The following is a 17,529-nucleotide window of genomic DNA, read 5'->3' as shown; positions in this document are numbered from 1 at the left end:
TTAAATGCCGTATTGCTCGCGGTACTGGCTCACGGCGGCAAGTTGCACTTCCATTCCAGGCTTTTCTGATAAATAGCTAATGAGGTCGGCAAGTTTAATGATCGCCACTATGCCACAGCCAAAATCACGCTCAACCTCTTGAATAGCCGATAACTCGCCCTTGCCTTTCTCTTGTCTATCTAAGGCGATCAACACACCGGCTAATTGTGCCTTATGGGATTCGATGATTTCCATCGACTCACGAATTGCCGTACCGGCAGTGATCACGTCGTCTACCAACATAACGCGGCCTTTCAGCTCGCTTCCGACTAAGCTGCCACCTTCGCCGTGATCTTTTTTCTCTTTGCGGTTAAAGCAGTAAGGGATATCGATATCGTGGTGTTCACACAGGGCAACCGCCGTAGTGGTCGCAATCGGAATGCCTTTGTAAGCTGGGCCAAACAGCAAATCGTAATCAATGCCTGAATCCACTAACGCAGCGGCATAGAAACGGCCTAAACGCGCCAAGTCACGGCCAGTATTGAACAAACCCGCATTGAAGAAATAAGGACTGATACGACCCGATTTAAGGGTAAATTCGCCAAATCGCAACACCTGACGTTCTAGGGCAAATTCAATAAACTCACGTTGATAGGCTTTCACAATATCTCCTTACGTCTTTGTATTTTATTGGTTTTTATTAGGTAATGTTTTATTGGGTAACATTTAATTCGGTACAGGGCTTGTCTAACACTAGCATCTTGCTGCAGATAAAAAGTTGCAGCTAATAAAAAGCCCCGCACTTATAACATGACGGGGCTTTTTCATCACCACACTATTAGTTCAGTGCGGCTTTCTGCACATCGACGATTTCACGAATACTGTTCTTCGCCAATGCCAACAGTTCGAGTAATTCTTCATGGCTGAATGGCTCGCCTTCGGCGGTGCCTTGAATTTCGATGATCTTGCCCGTTTCCGTCATCACCACGTTCATGTCAGTTTCAGCGGCGCTGTCTTCGATATATTCTAGATCGCTTATCGCTTCACCCTTGTAAATACCGACGCTGACAGCAGCGATAAGGAATTTCAGCGGGTTAGATTTAATGATGCCTTTACCACGCGCCCAGTTCAACGCATCCACTAAGGCCACACAGGCGCCAGTGATAGAGGCAGTGCGCGTGCCACCGTCAGCTTGGATCACATCACAGTCGATCACGATAGTGTTTTCGCCTAGGGCTTTCATATCCACACAGGCGCGTAGAGCACGGCCGATAAGACGTTGAATTTCTTGCGTACGGCCAGATTGCTTACCGCGAGCGGCTTCACGATCCATACGGCTATGGGTCGAACGTGGCAACATGCCGTATTCCGCCGTCACCCAGCCTTGACCCTGACCTTTAAGGAAACGTGGCACACCTTCAGTAAAACTGGCGGTACAAAGCACTTTCGTTTCGCCAAATTCCACTAACACAGAACCTTCGGCATGGGCCGTAAACTGGCGAGTGATAGTGATGGGACGAGTTTGTGCTGGCGTTCTGTTACTTGGACGCATGCGAGATTCCTGTATTCTGAGTCATTGACCGATTTTGGCAGCATATTATAAGGGCTTGAGCCTTAGGATGCCATGCTTAGGGTGATTCTCAGGCAAACTCATCTAGGCAAAGTACCCATTAACTTGCAGTCTTATACTGTATGCCTTTAATCCTAAAGCCATTGACTCTATAATCGCCTCTCATTATGACGATTACACCATTAGGACAACCCATGATCCAAAGCATGACAGCCTACGCTCGCATCGAGCACAAAGCACAATGGGGCACTGCCTCCTGGGAAATTCGCTCAGTCAATCAACGTTATCTCGAAACTTACCTACGTTTACCCGAGCAATTCCGCAGTTTCGAACCCGTACTGCGCGACCGCCTACGTAAACGCTTAAGCCGCGGCAAAGTTGAAGTCAATCTCCGCTACGAACTGGCAGACAACAGCAATAACGAGCTGCAGTTGAATCAAGCGCTAGCAAAACAGCTATTAGGCGCCGCCACTTGGCTCAAGCAAGAAGCGGGACAAGGCGATGTCAATCTGACCGACATCCTACGCTGGCCGGGCGTGCTAGCGAGCGGTGAACAAGATATGGATGCGATCGGCGCCGATCTGATGACAGCCTTCGATTCAGCCATAGATCAATTCATCGAAGCCCGTGGCCGTGAAGGCGAAGCCATCAAAGACATGCTGCTAAGTCGCTTAGATGGCGTGAGCGAGCAAATCGCCGTCGTACGCGAGCACATGCCTACTGTGATGCTATATCAACGCGAAAAGCTCACCAACCGCCTTGCAGAAATCAAAGGTGAACTCGACCCAGCCCGCATCGAGCAAGAAATGGTGCTACTGGCACAGAAACAAGATGTGGCCGAAGAAATGGATCGCCTCGAAGCCCATGTCGCCGAAGCCCGCCGCATCCTCAAAAAAGGCGGCAGCGAAGGTCGCCGTTTAGATTTTATGATGCAAGAATTTAACCGCGAATCGAACACGCTCGCCTCTAAATCCATCAGCACTGAGATCACCTCAGCCGCAGTGGAACTTAAAGTTCTCATCGAGCAAATGCGCGAGCAGATCCAAAACGTTGAGTAATGATAGTAAACACATTTTAGATACCAAAAAGCCCTTAATGTAAGGGCTTTTTGTATTTTATGGCACAGAGGAAAAACCTGTTAAAAGTGCTTTTGAAATGCTCAAAATCGGACGCTATACAGTGCTTTAATACACAAGGATTTGTAATGGAACTAAATACCATACCTACGATTGAATCGCTTTTAGAGCAAAATGCCATCCACTTTATCGGCAATCCTGAATGGACTTACCGTTTTATTGATTTAGTCACCCCAAACAATATCGCGTCACTTTTTTGCTATGGTGGACCCCATGCCCCGAGATTCAAACCTTTTGGCTTATTGGACTCTGTAGAACTATGTACGAATACGCCACTCATCGAGTTGGAGACTGAAAAAAACGATTTTTAACACCAGAGCTCAAACAGTATCAATCAGTGAAGAAAATCCATACATTGCAAAAAGATGAAGAATATTGGCCACATGTTTAATAGCGACACATGCCATACCTGTGCATCCAACTTATATGATGTCGTGTATTAATTTAACACCTAGTCCAAGCCACAGTGTTTGCCTCAACAAGATGAAAATGGGTACAGAAAATTAGCATAATTAAGTTGTGGCTGATGTCGATTCAATCGACATGTATTGCAAACATGTTTACAAAGCAGCAATTAATCGACACATACAACTGATTTAAAACTGGAGTAAAAATTGAAACGGCTTGAGTCGATACGATTAATGTCACCTAACCATTACCGTTTCTAAGCTATGCGCTTAATTCTGTCAGTTAAACCGTTCAATATTGAATCCTGTATGTGTGGTGGAAAATCATCTGGCAGCTGCGCTTTAACCTTAACAACCACAGCCTCTACCTTGTCAGCAATGTCGCGCATCATCTCCATCATAATCCCAGTATCAAAGCCCACAGCTTTGGCTGTTAGGATAAAGTGCCGTGGAAAAATTTGATTGATTTGATACTTCTTACCCTTAGCCGCTTTGAGGCCCATAGCGAGCTTGGCATCACGAATATTTAGACCTTTACCACCAATGACGGGGTACATGGATAAAATATCGTAAAAAGGCGTTAGTCGATATCCGCCATCGGCCTCGATGAAGAGTGAGAAGTTTTTAGCATGACCATCGGTTGCGGCTAAAAGCCAAAACAAAACCTGAGACTTGATGAAGTTATATCTGTCGCGCTCCGAGTTCATCGAACCCAATAGATAAGGCATAATTTGTTCAATACCCGGGCCACCATGGCTCTCATATTTCTTCGCTGGTGGGATATTTAATGTCTGACAAAAGTCTTCTTGGGGCAGCCGCATAATCCATGTGCCATCTGAAGAGAGCCTGCGATCGAATCGCTCCACAGCAAGCGCTTTAATATCACCCACTTTGATTATTGAGCACTGGGGTGCATCTAAGCCAAACTCTCTGACTATCATCATGCACAGGTATTCATTCTCGACACTGTCAGACATATCTATGCTGTGGGAGTGGGTGTCGATTTGATAGGTAATCGCCACTCTCCATTGAGTTTAAGTAATGCCGTCTTTTCTTGGGCACCGGCAATAGAAATCCTAAAGTCATCGTCATCGGCTAGCATCCCTAAGGGGATATTGGACTGATAACCCTTAAGTACTTTTTCCAACTGCTTATCGGATAGCGGTTTAGACTCAATCTTTTTTATATCAAAGGGAGGCTGACCATGGGGGACAAGCTGTAATGCACCCACACTGTCTTGACCAATTTTAGCCAGTAGGTCAAATGCTTGTGTCGAATCAGCATTATGACGAGCAACGACTCTGTTTCTCACGTCGTGATTGTCAGGTAGCAAATTATCGAAGAAGTTATAAACTTCATCACCTTTATAGGCTTGATTGCGTAGCGGCATAGACAAAGAAATTGGGCGACTACCGGGTATCGCTAGCCACTGCTGGGCATACGCAAACTGATGAGAGCCTGTGGATGATTTGGTCAATTCACGCACAAGGTAGCCATTCATATAAACATCAAGCACTGCCATTACCACTCCTCCTTCCATTCTTGCTCAGGCACTGTGGCGTTATCATGGCGGCGCTCATCCACCAGCTGTGGATTCCGAACCTTTATATCTAGCTCTAGGTTTAATGCAGAAAGGATCTTAAACAGCGTTTCTAATTTGGTCGAATCCGGGTTCAACTCAAAGCTTGAAACGGTATCCTGGCGAATACCTACCTTGCTCGCCACCTTGCTTTGCGAGAGCTGCGCGTTCAGCCGCGCATCTTTTAGATACGTACTCAACTGCTTTGCGTTGGTCACCTTCATGATAGCTTTACCTTTAAACTGTTCTTAACTCTTACTGTACACGCTAAGCAGGTAAGTCAAAGTTTACACGCCTAAACCGTTAAAAACACATTCACACGCTATAGGCGTTAAACATAGTTCACCCGCTACGGCGGGTAGCCTGACCATAAAAGACAAAAGAAATGGGGGGAGTCATTGCCAAGGAGCGCTGAATTTAATTGAAATGCAGAACCGACATTCAGTTTCAAATGTCGAATAGTGTGTTGTCGTGTTCAACTACAATCTAATAAACAAAAAACCTTATTTATCATGAATTTATCTTGGCTACTCAATCTAATTCACTTTTAATAAAGCAAAACACATCACTCGATCACAGCGCCATAGCTATTGGCATTAAAATAACTAAATCAAAGCGATAGCATAATTTTCTGTAACGGTTCTAACCGCTTAATCAGTGCTTTACGCTGTTTATTTTTGCTAATAAAAACATCAAAATTTTGTTTAAACTCGCTGGAAGATTGTTTTAGTTGATAAGCATCGAACAACACTTGCAAGGTACGGCCGGCATTATCATAGCCACTGGCACACCCACGAGCAGCCTCCTCAAAAGCACTATCCCAATGGCTTTGATGCGCTTTATAAACCGCTTCAAGATGTTCATTACGCAATAACGTCTCACGGGCAAGACGCTCGGCCTCTGCCATGCGATCTTCTTGCATCACTTCTTTTTCTGCTACGTGCCAGAAGGGATGCAACGATGCAACTGTTACCCAGTGGGAGTACTCTATTGGTGTTTCTTGCGTTCTGAGGAGCACATACGCATCCGCCGCAAATATTTTCCCTTCATCAAATAAGCGACAAAGCAACGCGTCCTTCTCGGCATCCGTTAGCTTAGCCACCTGCTGCTGTGCCGTTAATACTTTGGGTTGAGGAACATGTGCAGGCATTGACTGCAGCAAAAGATGTAAAGCACGTATCGATGGTAAAGGAATGTCAAAAAGTGTGGTAAATGCCAATTGCGCCTGGGTTAACTGGTGAAAATCAAAGGTTATAAGCGGCAAGGGCTCTAAGGCCATATCATCGTTGGCTTGGCTTAACCAATGAAAATACAAAGCACGATAATCGCCAGTTAATAGTTCTGTCCTTAGTGCCACCAAATGCAGCATAAAGGATTCGGCACTCTCATCGTCGCGGTAGCGATAATCATCTTCTAAAGTAAATATCAGTAATTGGTTCTGCTTATTCTCGACAAAAGACACATAAAAGTCAGCATTTATTGCCTTGAAATCACAGGGGATTGTACCGGCTGGCAATTTAATATACGCATTTACTTGCCCCCAATCGGCGTAATAAAAGCCAATATCAAAAAAATCCATCATTAAGGCTTCTGGGTCGGCCTTTAAATCACCGTAATGATATTGAACACAAAAGGAGTGGCTGGTGATCTCTGCTCGGCTAGAAATATTCCTTAATCTATTTCGCTGCGGGACCGACAAGCTACTGTTAACACATTCGAATCGATAATACTGATATTCACTCATAGCTAACTCACATTGATTTTCTAGCGCTGTCTAAATGCAGCTGGCCAAACGAACAGATATAGGTAGAACTAAATTTTAACTAGGCGACTCAGAAAGCTGAAGACAACTTTTGTGCTTGTTGTTCAGCCTGACTACACTCATAAACAATCCTGAATATGTCACTCGCTTGAGGTCACTAAAATTGGCAGCGGCTAAAATCCCTCTCTTTTATGACGATAGAGAACATGCAGAAAAAATCATCTATGAGCTGTCACTGCACGAAGATCTCTCACTCATCAAAAAACGCCTAAAATTGGGTGATTATCAACTCAATGGTTGGCTGATTGAACGTAAAACGTTGCCCGATTTCGTGCAATCATTATGCGATGGGCGCCTATTCTCACAGGTGGCCAGATTAGCCCAGAGCCCAAATCATACCGCCCTGCTTATCGAAGGTTATACACAAGATATCGCATGTTACCAGATACGCAGAGAAGCGTTAATCGGGGCGCTGTGCTCGATTTCAATCAATTTCCACATCCCAATACTGCGCAGTTTATCGCAAACTGAAACAGCCAAAATTCTGTATTTTTGCGCCACTCAGTTAAACCGTAGAGAACATGAATTAACCCTCACGGGACGTAAGCCCAAACGCAAGAAAAATCAGCAATTATTCATCTTGCAAAGCCTACCCGAGGTAGGCCCTAAACTCGCCAATAAACTTTTATGCCATTTCGCCAGTGTCGAGGCAGTCGTAACAGCATCTGAAGAGGCATTGATGCAAGTGGGTGGTATAGGTAAAAATAAAGCAAGTAAGATCCGTGAAGTGCTGACTCGCTAAGTGACTTCACAGCATAAGCTGAGTGCCTGTTGACTTACCCGAACAATAAACTATATAGCTCTTGGTGCGAGCTCACTTGATAGTGCGGGGTGATACCGGCAGGCACGTCGTGGTCGTGGACGTTATACCAACAAGTATGAATACCGGCGTTGATACCGCCTTGAATATCTGAATGCGGGTTATCACCGACCATGAGCACAGCATCGCGCTCAGGATGGCCCATGAGTTCGAAAGCATGTTCGAAGATGCCTACATCGGGTTTAGCGATACCGACTTTTTCTGAAATCACTAAAATATCAAAATGATGCTGCAAGCCTGTACGTTCTAATCGCACTGTTTGCAGCTCAGTGAAACCGTTGGTGATGATGCCCAATTTAGCTTTACCTTGCAGCGCGGCTAATAACTCACGGGCACCGGGTAGCGGCGAACAAATTTCGGCCATCGCCGATAAAAAGGCGCTATTGAGCGTCATGGCAGTAACGTCTAATTTGGCAGCCCAAGGTTCGAAACGTATGGTCTGCAACTCGGCGGCAGTTATCTTGCCATCTTGATAATCAACCCAAAGTGGTTTGTTAACTAACTGATACTCGTCAAAATCGGCTTGGGTAAAATCGACCCCAAACTCAGTAAACATCAACTTAAGCCCTTTTAAGGCATCGAAATAAAATAGGGTTTCATCGGCATCGAACAAAATCCATTGGTAAGGCAAGGACATAGGAACTCTCTTTCTGACAAAATAGCTAAGACCCATCCCCATGCCGTTCAGTGGCATCGAGAATGGTACATCGGCGATTGCGGCAATGCTGTGGCTAGCTGCCTAGCAGTAATCAAGATAAGCGATAAACATGAGCAATGAGCGCGAAAATAACTAGGCTCCACAGTCGACACCCGCAATCAGCAAGTGCATTAGTCTACCTTGCATCAAGGGCAATGATAACCACGATAATAAAAACTGACTATTGAGGTATCATCAACAATAATGGCAGGAGAACGTTATAATCTAAGGACACTATGGAGCACTTTTCGGCACTACCTATCTTTGTCACTGTAGTGGAATGCGGTAGCTTTTCGCTGGCAAGTCAAAAGCTTGGGCTGAGTAAATCGGCGGTGAGTAAACGCATTACCCTATTAGAACAAAGTCTGGGTATTCAACTCTTGCACCGTACCACTCGCAGCTTGAGTCTTACCGAGGCGGGCGCCCGCTACTTCGACTACGTTCGCCCTGCAGTTAAGCTCGCAGCAGACGGCTTGGACGCTATTTCCGAGCTACAACAAGCGCCTCAGGGCAGTCTGCGCATCGCGGTTCCTATGGTATTTGGCCGCTTGTATATCGCCCCTTTGATCCCCGAGTTTCTGCGCCGTTACCCAAAAATACAGCTGCAAATGCAGATGGATGATAAGACCACCGATTTAATTGCTGGCGGATTCGATCTGGCGATTCGCATCGGCGAACTGCCAGATTCGAGCCTGATTGCCCGTAAAATTGCCCCTTGTTTAAGTGTCATTTGCGCGTCACCCGAATATCTCGCTCGCCACAGCGCACCACAAACGCCGCAGCAACTGAGCCAACATAACTGTTTGTTCTACTCATATTTTCGTGATGGTGTTGAATGGACCTTCTTAAGCCCGCAGGGCTCCACTCGCATTCAGCCGAACGGTAACTATCAAGTCAACAATAGTGATGCCATCCACCAAGCCACACTCGATGGTCTAGGCATCGCCAACCTGCCCCGCTTCATGGTCGACGCCGACTTACAAGCTGGCCGCCTACAAGCTTTGCTCACAGACCATCCCCTCCCCGAACATGGCATTTATGCGGTTTACCCGCAGCGAAAATATTTGCCGACTAAGGTGAGTGTATTGATTGAGTTTTTGATGGAGTTGTTGGCAGAAAGACTGGGGAAGTAGTACTTAGCCCACTGCCAGTTTAGCCGCGTCATGCCACATTACATTAGGGATTGGTTGTTCTAATCGCCATGTGACATTCATGGGTTGTGAACCGTTATGACTGACATAATGTACTTTTCCAAAATTAACAAATCCCATTGTGCGGCCATTTTCGTCTTTTGACTGCTCTCGAACAAACAACAACACCGTTTTCCCCAGCTTTTGTTGCTCAATATAGCTTAGGCCCCTACCTCTTTCTGGCCGTGCGCTATTTTGTGATTGCCAATGGAATAGATGCTCGCTAATGGCATAGTCGTGATACATGGTTGTCGGTGAAAACTGCTTCTCTGATTTGTTTAACGTCACAAATAAACATTCAAGATTTTGCTCATTAATCGCAAGCACGCCCTCCCTAGAAGGCGATTTAGCTGTAAATGTGCTTGCTCCTATCGCCGCTAAAATTTGCTCACGGGTATAACGAGAGTGCACTTTCAACGCTGTGGGTTGGAGTAACTCCAAATCCATTTCTTGATGGTGTATCCGGTTGATCAGTATCGCCAATACGGCCAATAACTCTTCCTGTAATGGCTTGTTGCGTAGCATCAGCAAGCTAGCTGCTAAACTGTTAACGTTTAGAGCTGTACCTGACTTATCCCAAAAGTTGTAATGACACATCAAAGCAAACTGATTTTGAATAGGATCCACCCCATTAAAGACAAAATTATTTTGGCATAACTGTTTGATAAAGATTAAATAGGATAGTGAAGTACAACTGAGTAAATGAAAGTTAATCGCGCGATAATATGCTTTGGCTAAATCGGACTGCGCAGTAGGTTCAGCAATCTGATTACCCTGAACAGCCTCGACTAATAAAGTCCATCCACATTGGCCATTAATCTTTATTCGATAAACATCTTCCAAGGTCACTTGCGGGTTAAGGCGTAAAAAATTGCCTAGCGTGAGCGGCAAGTTAGTCTGATGTTTAAAGCTTGCTATTAGACTGGTTAATCGATTGGCATTGAGCGTTGCGCGGCTAATATTACGCAAAATCATTGACTGCGCTTTTTCCTCAAGCTCAATTCGACACCCTAGCGGTAGATGCGGAAAGTCATTGAGAATTTCATCTTTTATCGACTGATTCGTTTTACCGACTAATGCTCTAAATTTTTGCGAGAAATCATATTCATCACGTGAATTTCCGACAAAATCTAATATTGTGCAGCACTGCTTATCATCGGTGAGACGCAAGCCACGGCCAAGTTGCTGCAGGAATATGGTCAAGCTTTCCGTTGGCCGTAAAAACAACAAAGTATCCACTTCTGGAATGTCGACACCTTCGTTAAAAATATCCACCACACACAAAATGGATAATTTGCCACTGACCAAGCTCTGCCGCTTTTGTTGGCTTTCAGAGCGATTATCACTGGTCAGCACATCGGCGCTGATCCCCGCCAAATTGAACTTCTTCGCCATATACTCGGAGTGTTCCTTGGTAACACAAAAGGCTAACGCCTTAATATTGCCCACATCTGTTACGGTTTCAGCTAGGCTGCGAATAATACGCGTCACACGCTGTTCATTGTCAGTATATAAATTGCTCAGCTCAGCAACGTCGTATCGGCCACGGCTCCAATTTAACTTGCTAAGGTCGGTGTTATCGTCGATCGCAAAATATTGAAATGGACATAAATGCCGTTGATTGATGGCTTCTGGCAGACGTATTTCTGCGGCAATGACACCGCAAAAGTCCACTAAAATATCAACACCATCATGGCGTTCAGGGGTTGCCGTCAGCCCAAGTAAAATCGTCGGCTCAAAATGTTCTAATAGTCCTCGGTAACTACTCGCAGCAACATGATGGACTTCATCAATCACAATATAATCATAAAAATCAGCTGCTAATGGCAGGTTATCAAGTTGCAGATTCAAGCTTTGGATTGATACAAATAAGTGTTTGTAACTATTTGGTTTATGCTCTGCCACCCATAGCTCGCCAAATTGATTATTCTTTAACACACCGCGATAAGCGCCGAGGGCTTGCTGTAAAATTTCTTGCCTATGGGCAACAAATAGAAAATTGGCTTCTGGATGCAGTTTATAAAACCGCGCGAAATCGAACGCGGAAATAATAGTCTTACCCGTGCCGGTTGCCGCGACGATGAGATTTTTAAAACGGCCATGAACGCTTCGCTCTACTACAAGCTGTTCGAGGATTTCTCGCTGATGCGCAAACGGCTTAATGTCAAAATGAAATGAGCTCGATTCAGTACCACTGCCTTTCGCTTCTTTGAGCGCATTGTTTAACTTTTCTTTACTGCTCGCATCACCGCTAAAAAGCTCAAATTCGTTCGATTCCCAGTAAGTTTCAAAGGTACTGAGTGATTTTTCTATGATGTGTGGAATTTCTTGGGTGGTGATCTTAAGGTTCCACTCAAGCCCGCTGGTCAATGCAGAATGCGATAAATTTGAAGAACCGATATAACCAGTATGAAAACCCGTATTTCGTAGAAATAAATAGGACTTTGCATGCAGCCTTTCGCGTTTAGTGTTGTAACTTAATTTGACTTGGGTATTGGGTAAACTGGCTAGAAACTCGACGGCTTTAGCATCAGTCGCGCCCATATAAGATGTCGTGATGATGCGTAACTCTTTACCACTGCGTGTAAACTCCTCAAGTTCATTCTTGAAGATGCGAATCCCAGCCCACTTGATAAACGACACCAGCCAATAGATTTTATCTGATGATCGAATCTCACGTTTAAGCTCACTTTCAAGCGATAATCCCGCATTACTGCCACAGAAAAGCTCACTCTGAGTGAGCCCCGTTAATGGAAATATGGCGGCCGTATATTTAGGCAAATCAGTCGCAATAGGATTTTGCTTGTTAAAGAGAGCGGTGAGTATCCGACCTTGGCTATCGATGAGATTTTCATCAATAAAATCATCATCGTTAATGTGCTCTTTGAGCCACATCACTAACCGATTAGCCAAACTGATTTGATTGATAACTTGGTTTTCATCTGCAGGAACAGAATTAATTACATATTCAATAACTTTAGTCAGAAAACGCGACAGCCAAATACTTGCTTCAGCAACCTCTAGCTTCCTTTCTCCAACAAAAAATATGTCCTTATCTAAGCGCTGCTCAACGAGTTGAGTAATCAGCTTTTCGTAAATCCCGACCTGTTCCATAGCCAGATACGCCCCAAGACTAACAATCAAAGTTGTAGCGAATATATCACATAACAATTTGATTCAAATTGCGATTTGCAGAATGGTTTTGTCTTTTTCGATAGGGAGTTAATACTGCTTGGCTTTAGTGGAACATATTACCGATGACTGACTCAGTAGGAACATTTCCAAACGCGCTTTAGGCTATTGATAATTGAGTATCCAATACCAAGGTAAACTTGCCTCTATTTCCCACTCGGCAATAAGTACCTGGTACTTCGGCCGCTGACGTCGGTTTTAGACCAGTATCTATCTCAAATATTAGTTCTACTGGCTAACAGATATGCGCGAAGGCTAACAGGATCAGGCACTAGCATGGAAGTGACCATCCGTGACAGGACGTCACGGTTGAGCATCCAGGGATGGACTTGCTGCGAGTCACTGGAATGCAAGTGCTTGATAATATGCCTCACCCTTATCGTTTCAAACTGAGTGGCAATAAGTATCTCGTACTTCGTCCGCCTGCGTCGGCTTTTACTAAAAAGCGCTGTTCGACCATTTGCGCAAGATGACGGGTGGCGGTGGCGCGACTCACCTTCGCGACCTTTTGGTACTGGCTACTATTAATCCCTAGTTCAAAATCGCCGTCTAACATCCGATTGAGCACTTTAGCTTGCTCCTGACTCAATAAAGATTGGTCGACACTTTGCCAATACTGAGTTTTCGACAGTGTTCTGCTCACATCTGCCATCGCATTGAGTAAGCAGTCATTGAGGGTTTCAAAAAACCAGACTAACCAAGGAGTAATATCGACATAGCCCCTTTGAGTGGACTCTAAAATGTCATAGTAGGCTTGGCGACGGGCAAGAATACTGACCGACATAGCGTAAAAATGAATCGAGCGTTTCTCCGCTTGCGCCAAAGCTAAATCAGTCAATAAACGCGTGATGCGCCCATTACCATCATCAAGCGAATTTTATGCGCATTTTAATGCGCATTTTAATGCGCATAAAAATGATAAAATACCCACTTTTATGCGCGTAAATGTGTAAAATAGGTTATTGTGTAGGCCGATTAACAATCTTAATAGGCAGGAAAAGACAATGCAGCGCATCTTACTCAACGCCTTAATTGCGTGGAAAAACCAACCTATGCGTAAGCCATTATTGATCGATGGCGCGAGGCAAACGGGTAAAACGTACCTGCTGCAAGAGTTGTTTGGTAATACGTTTACCAACGTCCTTCGTATCGATTTCCTTGAAAACCCAGCTTACAAACAAGCGTTCGATGGCTCATTGTCTCCTGACGAGCTGTTAATGAACATTGAGCTGTTGACCAACCAAACGTTCAACCCAGAAACCGATCTGCTGATCTTAGATGAAATTGGCGAATGTGAACGTGCCGTTACCTCACTAAAGTATTTTGCTGAAAAAGCACCTTCCTATTTTGTCGCGGCCAGCGGCTCGAACATTGGTTTGCTCAACACCTTTCCCGTTGGCAAGGTAGAGCAATACAATTTACGACCACTGACCTTCCAAGAATTTATTTACGCATCCAACGAGCAAGCACTGATCAAAGCCTTTGAAGCCCAGGCAAGCACGGCGGCAGTACACACTAAATTGATGGAGAAACTGACGGACTACTTTTTTACAGGAGGTATGCCGGAAGCGGTTTCTGCTTGGTATCAGTTTAAAGAATCAAGCATTTTAGAGCGTGTTGAAAAAGTCTCTAAAATTCATGCCGATTTAGTTGAAGGTTATCGCCGCGATTTTGGTAAATACGCGGGCAAGGTCGATGCCACACTAATTGAATCGGTGTTCAATAGCATTCCAGCGCAGCTATCACTTGTGAGCGATGAGTCCGTTAAACGCTTTAAATTTAAACATGTGCATGAGCGTAAATCTCGTTATAGCGATTTTGAAACCGCAATCCATTGGCTTAACTGCTGCCGCTTAGCCTTGCCAAACTATCCTATTGAAGGGTTGCCGAAATCGCCTCTGGCGGCCTATAAAAAAGAAAATATGGTCAAGCTGTTTCTGTTTGATGTAGGCCTGCTCAATCATATGCTGAGTAGTAGTTATAAAGAGATCAAGCAACAAAACTATGAATACAAAGGGTATGTGGCAGAAAACTTTGTGCAGCAAGAACTCACCGCCATTGGCATTGACCCAAGTTATTCATGGAATGACGCCCGTGCCGAAATCGAATTTATTTTGGCAACGGATGAAGGGGATATCATCCCTGTCGAAGTAAAAAGTGGCAAACGCACAAGAGCTAAATCGCTACAGTCATATATAGAGAAATGCAATCCACATAAAACGATCAAGTTGACAGGAACTCAAGGCTCGTCGGCCCTTAAGCAAAAACATCTCGTTTTTCCGCTGTATTACACTGAGCATGTCGTTAAGAAACACTTATTAAGCTAAATGATCCGTCGCCAAGCAACTCAAACAGCTAGCTTCAACAACTTGAGGTTGCTTAGCCATTTATTTAGCGAATTAAGCTCATTGAAACAACCTATTTCCCACTCGGCAATAAGTATCTGGTACTTCGGCCGCCGGCGTCGGCTTTTACTAAAAAGCGCTGTTCGACCATTTGCGCAAGATGACGGGTGGCGGTGGCGCGGCTCACCTTCGCGACTTTTTGGTACTGGCTACTATTAATCCCTAGTTCAAAATCGCCGTCTAACATGCGATTGAGTACTTTGGCTTGCTCTTGACTCAATAAGGATTGATCAACATTTTGCCAATACTGCGTTTTCCGCAGAGTCTTGTTCACATCTGCCATCGCATTGAGTAAGCAGTCATTGAGGGTTTCAAAAAACCAGACTAACCAAGGAGTAATATCTACATCGCCCCTTTGAGTGGACTCTAAAATGTCATAGTAGGCTTGGCGACGGGCAAGAATACTGACCGACATAGCGTAGAAACGAATCGAGCGTTTCTCCGCTTGCGCCAAAGCTAAATCAGTCAATAAACGCGTGATGCGCCCATTACCATCATCCAGCGGATGCAGAGTCACAAACCAAAGGTGAGTTATCGCCGCACGGATAAGCGGATCTAAACCCAGATCTTGCCGTGAAGCATTAAACCATTCCATAAACTGCGAGAGTTCAGCGTCCAAAGTCGCTCGAGAGGGGGCCTCAAAATGCACCGTTGGTTTATCAATGCGGCCTGAGACAACTTGCATAGGCGTATCGCCACGTAGCGTTCCACCAATAACGGGGTTAAACAATGTATAACCCTGCGGAAATAACTGCTGATGCCAGCCCAATATCCGTTCGAGGGTTAATTCAGTCTCTAAATTTTTTAAAGCATCGAGCATAATGTCAGCTAAACCATCGGTTTGCGCTGTGGTCGGATACGGTTTTTCCTCAGTCACGCCGAGTTTTTTAGCTAAGGATGAGCGCACTGAAGCAGCATTGAGCTTTTCACCTTCGATGGCACTGGAATGGATAATGTTAGCGAGTAAGGTGTCGAGTGCAGCGTCTGACGTTAACAGGCTGTCGTCGTGACTTAGCATTTGCTTGCCAAGCAGTTGGCCCTGATTGAAATAGACCTGACGCAGCAAGGCATCAATGCTGCTGGTATTCCAATGAAACTTAGGCCAATCAGCTTGCTGCCAAATCCACATATCTTACCCCACGAGTCAAATAACAAGTCTATTCTACTCAAATAATGAGGCGATTAACAAGCATATTCGCCTCACTTTATGAGTCGAATAGCGCTAGTAATCGCCTCATCAATACCAACATGGCTATGCAATGCAGGGAAATGAGCCTTGTTGGTAATCCGGGAGCTCAGTTTCTAAGCCTTGTGGTCATCCATTTTTATCGTACAGCGGCCATACAATACTGTGGCGCATTGCCGTTGTTCGTGACTTTTATGTATATACCCAAGCTACCTGAATATACGAGTTTCAGAGCGTCTAGGGTGATTCAATTCAAGGCGCACCAATGACAGAATGTCGGCCACCTTTTGAATTGATGCAACACGGAAGTGGAGTGCCCTAGGCGCTCCGTCCCGGCGGGTTTTAACGCACTTTATGCTGTGTTGGTTATTTTTAACTTAGCCCGCTAGGTCTGCAAATAACCGCCTTGCCTAAAGTGCGTTAAACTCCCGCTGAATCCTGCATCTTCAGGTTGTTTGGGTATACTACCGACAAAGCCTTCGTGCTGAGATATACTGTCGCCGCTGATTTGACACGCCAATGCGAAACGCCGATATGAAAACTCATTGCTTACACTGCACCGCTTGCACACACATTCTGAGCCCAATCTATGCCTGATAATGCCTACAATTCAACAGCTTCTGCTCACGCACAATGTTCAGCTAATGCACAACATATTGGCAATGCAGATCATGCCGCAAATACGCAGCACACTGGTCATTCACAGATTACCACGCCAGATGAGATGCATCCCGAACAGTCCAGTACGCTCAGTAGTGAACCGGCAAGTGTAGAGAAACAGAAGGTTTTTATCATAGGTTTGCCGCGTACGGGCACGACGAGTGTGAGTGTGGCGTTGTTGGAGCAAGGGCTTAAAGTGGCGCACATGGCCTTTACTAAACAGGCGTTTATGCTGGCCGATGCGATTTCTGACGTGCCCTGTTTTAGTGATTATCGGCAGCTTGATGGTCTATTCCCGCAGGCCAAATTTGTCTACCTCGATCGTGAAATGGCGAAGTGGGTGCCTTCAATGCAGATGCTGCTGGGTAAAATGCTGCCGCATTTAGAAGCAAAATCGGGGCGATTTCACCCGATTATGAAACGCAGTTTTCGGCACACGTTTACTATTGATAAAGTGGCGAATCCCGCAGACGAGGCACATCTTGTTGATTGTTATCAAAGGCATCAAAACGAAGTGTTCGCTTACTTTCATGGCCGAGAAGATTTTATCTCACTCGATATAAGCCATGCGGGGAGTTTGAGTCGCTTGTTGCAATTTTTAGGGTTAACCACGGATTGCCCGACCTTAGGCCAAGTGACAGATAGGGCATTCTCGGACTCTCAAATAAAAAGTGCACCAACCCAGATATCACAGGAAGGAACGAGTCAGGCAAAGGCAGCCGTTCAACCACAGCCAGTCAACACCAGCGAGCATGGACTGGATTTCCCTAAATTAAACGCTGGCACACACGTTGCGGCTTGGCATGAATATAAACATCCCAATAAGGTGAACAGTAATAGCGCTGGCCCGCAAAGCCGTAAGTTTTTCGACTACACGCTTTAGCTG

Annotated in this window: 13 protein-coding genes and 2 pseudogenes; 6 read left to right on the top strand and 9 right to left on the bottom strand. The window is 45.1% G+C overall.

The genetic code is table 11. The features are described from left to right. Together pyrE and rph are read right to left on the bottom strand one after the other, a co-directional pair. A complete protein-coding gene (gene pyrE / locus MO387_RS11305; RefSeq protein WP_107949515.1) occupies positions 1 to 642 on the bottom strand; it encodes an orotate phosphoribosyltransferase in 642 nt (213 codons plus the stop codon). Positions 643 to 817: 175 nt separating this feature from the next. Continuing rightward, entirely contained in the window at positions 818 to 1,531 is a 714-nt protein-coding gene (gene rph / locus MO387_RS11300) for a ribonuclease PH (RefSeq protein ID WP_006079862.1), read from the bottom strand. Between the two features lie 212 nt (positions 1,532 to 1,743). Between rph and MO387_RS11295 the strand changes: the two genes are divergently transcribed. After that, entirely contained in the window at positions 1,744 to 2,607 is an 864-nt protein-coding gene (locus MO387_RS11295; protein ID WP_006086670.1) for a YicC/YloC family endoribonuclease, read from the top strand. 146 nt (positions 2,608 to 2,753) lie between these two features. Next, the gene (locus MO387_RS11290) at positions 2,754 to 2,996 is read left to right on the top strand and encodes a hypothetical protein (protein ID WP_234420965.1); all 243 of its coding nucleotides are present in this window, start codon (positions 2,754 to 2,756) and stop codon (positions 2,994 to 2,996) included. A gap of 353 nt (positions 2,997 to 3,349) precedes the next feature. Here the strand turns inward: MO387_RS11290 and MO387_RS21330 are convergent. The 3 genes and pseudogenes from MO387_RS21330 to MO387_RS11270 all read right to left on the bottom strand — a co-directional run bounded on the left by MO387_RS21330 (position 3,350) and on the right by MO387_RS11270 (position 6,415). After that, a pseudogene (locus tag MO387_RS21330) lies at positions 3,350 to 4,614 on the bottom strand (type II toxin-antitoxin system HipA family toxin). Further along, on the bottom strand, positions 4,614 to 4,895 hold the full coding sequence (locus tag MO387_RS11275) for a helix-turn-helix domain-containing protein (RefSeq protein WP_006079858.1): 282 nt from the start codon (positions 4,893 to 4,895) through the stop codon (positions 4,614 to 4,616). Before MO387_RS11275 ends, MO387_RS21330 begins: the two are co-directional and overlap by 1 nt. Positions 4,896 to 5,281: 386 nt before the next feature. After that, positions 5,282 to 6,415 carry a hypothetical protein gene (locus MO387_RS11270; RefSeq protein ID WP_107949560.1) on the bottom strand — a complete coding sequence of 378 codons (1,134 nt, stop codon included), beginning with the start codon at positions 6,413 to 6,415 and terminating at the stop codon, positions 5,282 to 5,284. A 181-nt stretch (positions 6,416 to 6,596) separates the two neighbouring features. Between MO387_RS11270 and MO387_RS11265 the strand changes: the two genes are divergently transcribed. Further along, positions 6,597 to 7,235, top strand: a complete 639-nt coding sequence (locus tag MO387_RS11265; RefSeq protein WP_006079856.1) for an ERCC4 domain-containing protein — start codon at positions 6,597 to 6,599, stop codon at positions 7,233 to 7,235. A 34-nt stretch (positions 7,236 to 7,269) separates the two neighbouring features. Here the strand turns inward: MO387_RS11265 and yjjG are convergent, their stop codons facing one another. After that, positions 7,270 to 8,007, bottom strand: coding sequence for a pyrimidine 5'-nucleotidase (yjjG, locus tag MO387_RS11260; RefSeq protein WP_107949562.1), 738 nt, complete (start codon positions 8,005 to 8,007; stop codon positions 7,270 to 7,272). A 239-nt stretch (positions 8,008 to 8,246) separates the two neighbouring features. Between yjjG and MO387_RS11255 the strand changes: the two genes are divergently transcribed. Further along, positions 8,247 to 9,143, top strand: a complete 897-nt coding sequence (locus MO387_RS11255; RefSeq protein WP_107949564.1) for a LysR family transcriptional regulator — start codon at positions 8,247 to 8,249, stop codon at positions 9,141 to 9,143. A 3-nt stretch (positions 9,144 to 9,146) separates the two neighbouring features. On the opposite strand, the gene MO387_RS11250 is transcribed toward MO387_RS11255, so the two are convergent. Continuing rightward, the gene (locus MO387_RS11250; protein ID WP_107949566.1) at positions 9,147 to 12,314 is read right to left on the bottom strand and encodes a DEAD/DEAH box helicase; all 3,168 of its coding nucleotides are present in this window, start codon (positions 12,312 to 12,314) and stop codon (positions 9,147 to 9,149) included. A gap of 454 nt (positions 12,315 to 12,768) precedes the next feature. Further along, positions 12,769 to 13,263 (bottom strand): annotated as a pseudogene (locus tag MO387_RS11245) (DUF4172 domain-containing protein); the annotation flags it as partial. A 133-nt stretch (positions 13,264 to 13,396) separates the two neighbouring features. Between MO387_RS11245 and MO387_RS11240 the strand changes: the two are divergent. After that, positions 13,397 to 14,719, top strand: a complete 1,323-nt coding sequence (locus MO387_RS11240) for an AAA family ATPase (RefSeq protein ID WP_107949568.1) — start codon at positions 13,397 to 13,399, stop codon at positions 14,717 to 14,719. A 91-nt stretch (positions 14,720 to 14,810) separates the two neighbouring features. Here MO387_RS11240 and MO387_RS11235 read toward each other — a convergent pair whose 3' ends face one another. Then, positions 14,811 to 15,926, bottom strand: a complete 1,116-nt coding sequence (locus MO387_RS11235; RefSeq protein ID WP_107949571.1) for a Fic family protein — start codon at positions 15,924 to 15,926, stop codon at positions 14,811 to 14,813. A 646-nt stretch (positions 15,927 to 16,572) separates the two neighbouring features. On the opposite strand from MO387_RS11235, the gene MO387_RS11230 reads away from it, so the two are divergent. Next, positions 16,573 to 17,526 (top strand): sulfotransferase family protein, encoded by a 954-nt coding sequence (locus tag MO387_RS11230; RefSeq protein ID WP_107949573.1) that lies wholly within the window; start codon positions 16,573 to 16,575, stop codon positions 17,524 to 17,526. Positions 17,527 to 17,529: the final 3 nt, after the last annotated feature.

It is taken from the genome of Shewanella sp. N2AIL (assembly GCF_022690845.1).
Lineage (GTDB): Bacteria > Pseudomonadota > Gammaproteobacteria > Enterobacterales > Shewanellaceae > Shewanella > Shewanella baltica.
This window is presented reverse-complemented; position numbering and strand designations above follow the sequence as displayed.

Excerpts from the sequence above, each read along its gene's own strand:
- rph (WP_006079862.1), bottom strand. The coding sequence starts at position 1,531 with ATGCGTCCAAGTAACAGAACGCCAGCACAAACTCGTCCCATCACTATC.
- MO387_RS11295 (WP_006086670.1), top strand. The coding sequence starts at position 1,744 with ATGATCCAAAGCATGACAGCCTACGCTCGCATCGAGCACAAAGCACAA.
- MO387_RS11290 (WP_234420965.1), top strand. The coding sequence starts at position 2,754 with ATGGAACTAAATACCATACCTACGATTGAATCGCTTTTAGAGCAAAAT.
- MO387_RS11275 (WP_006079858.1), bottom strand. The coding sequence starts at position 4,895 with ATGAAGGTGACCAACGCAAAGCAGTTGAGTACGTATCTAAAAGATGCG.
- MO387_RS11270 (WP_107949560.1), bottom strand. The coding sequence starts at position 6,415 with ATGAGTGAATATCAGTATTATCGATTCGAATGTGTTAACAGTAGCTTG.
- yjjG (WP_107949562.1), bottom strand. The coding sequence starts at position 8,007 with ATGCCACTGAACGGCATGGGGATGGGTCTTAGCTATTTTGTCAGAAAG.
- MO387_RS11255 (WP_107949564.1), top strand. The coding sequence starts at position 8,247 with ATGGAGCACTTTTCGGCACTACCTATCTTTGTCACTGTAGTGGAATGC.
- MO387_RS11250 (WP_107949566.1), bottom strand. The coding sequence starts at position 12,314 with ATGGAACAGGTCGGGATTTACGAAAAGCTGATTACTCAACTCGTTGAG.
- MO387_RS11240 (WP_107949568.1), top strand. The coding sequence starts at position 13,397 with ATGCAGCGCATCTTACTCAACGCCTTAATTGCGTGGAAAAACCAACCT.
- MO387_RS11235 (WP_107949571.1), bottom strand. The coding sequence starts at position 15,926 with ATGTGGATTTGGCAGCAAGCTGATTGGCCTAAGTTTCATTGGAATACC.
- MO387_RS11230 (WP_107949573.1), top strand. The coding sequence starts at position 16,573 with ATGCCTGATAATGCCTACAATTCAACAGCTTCTGCTCACGCACAATGT.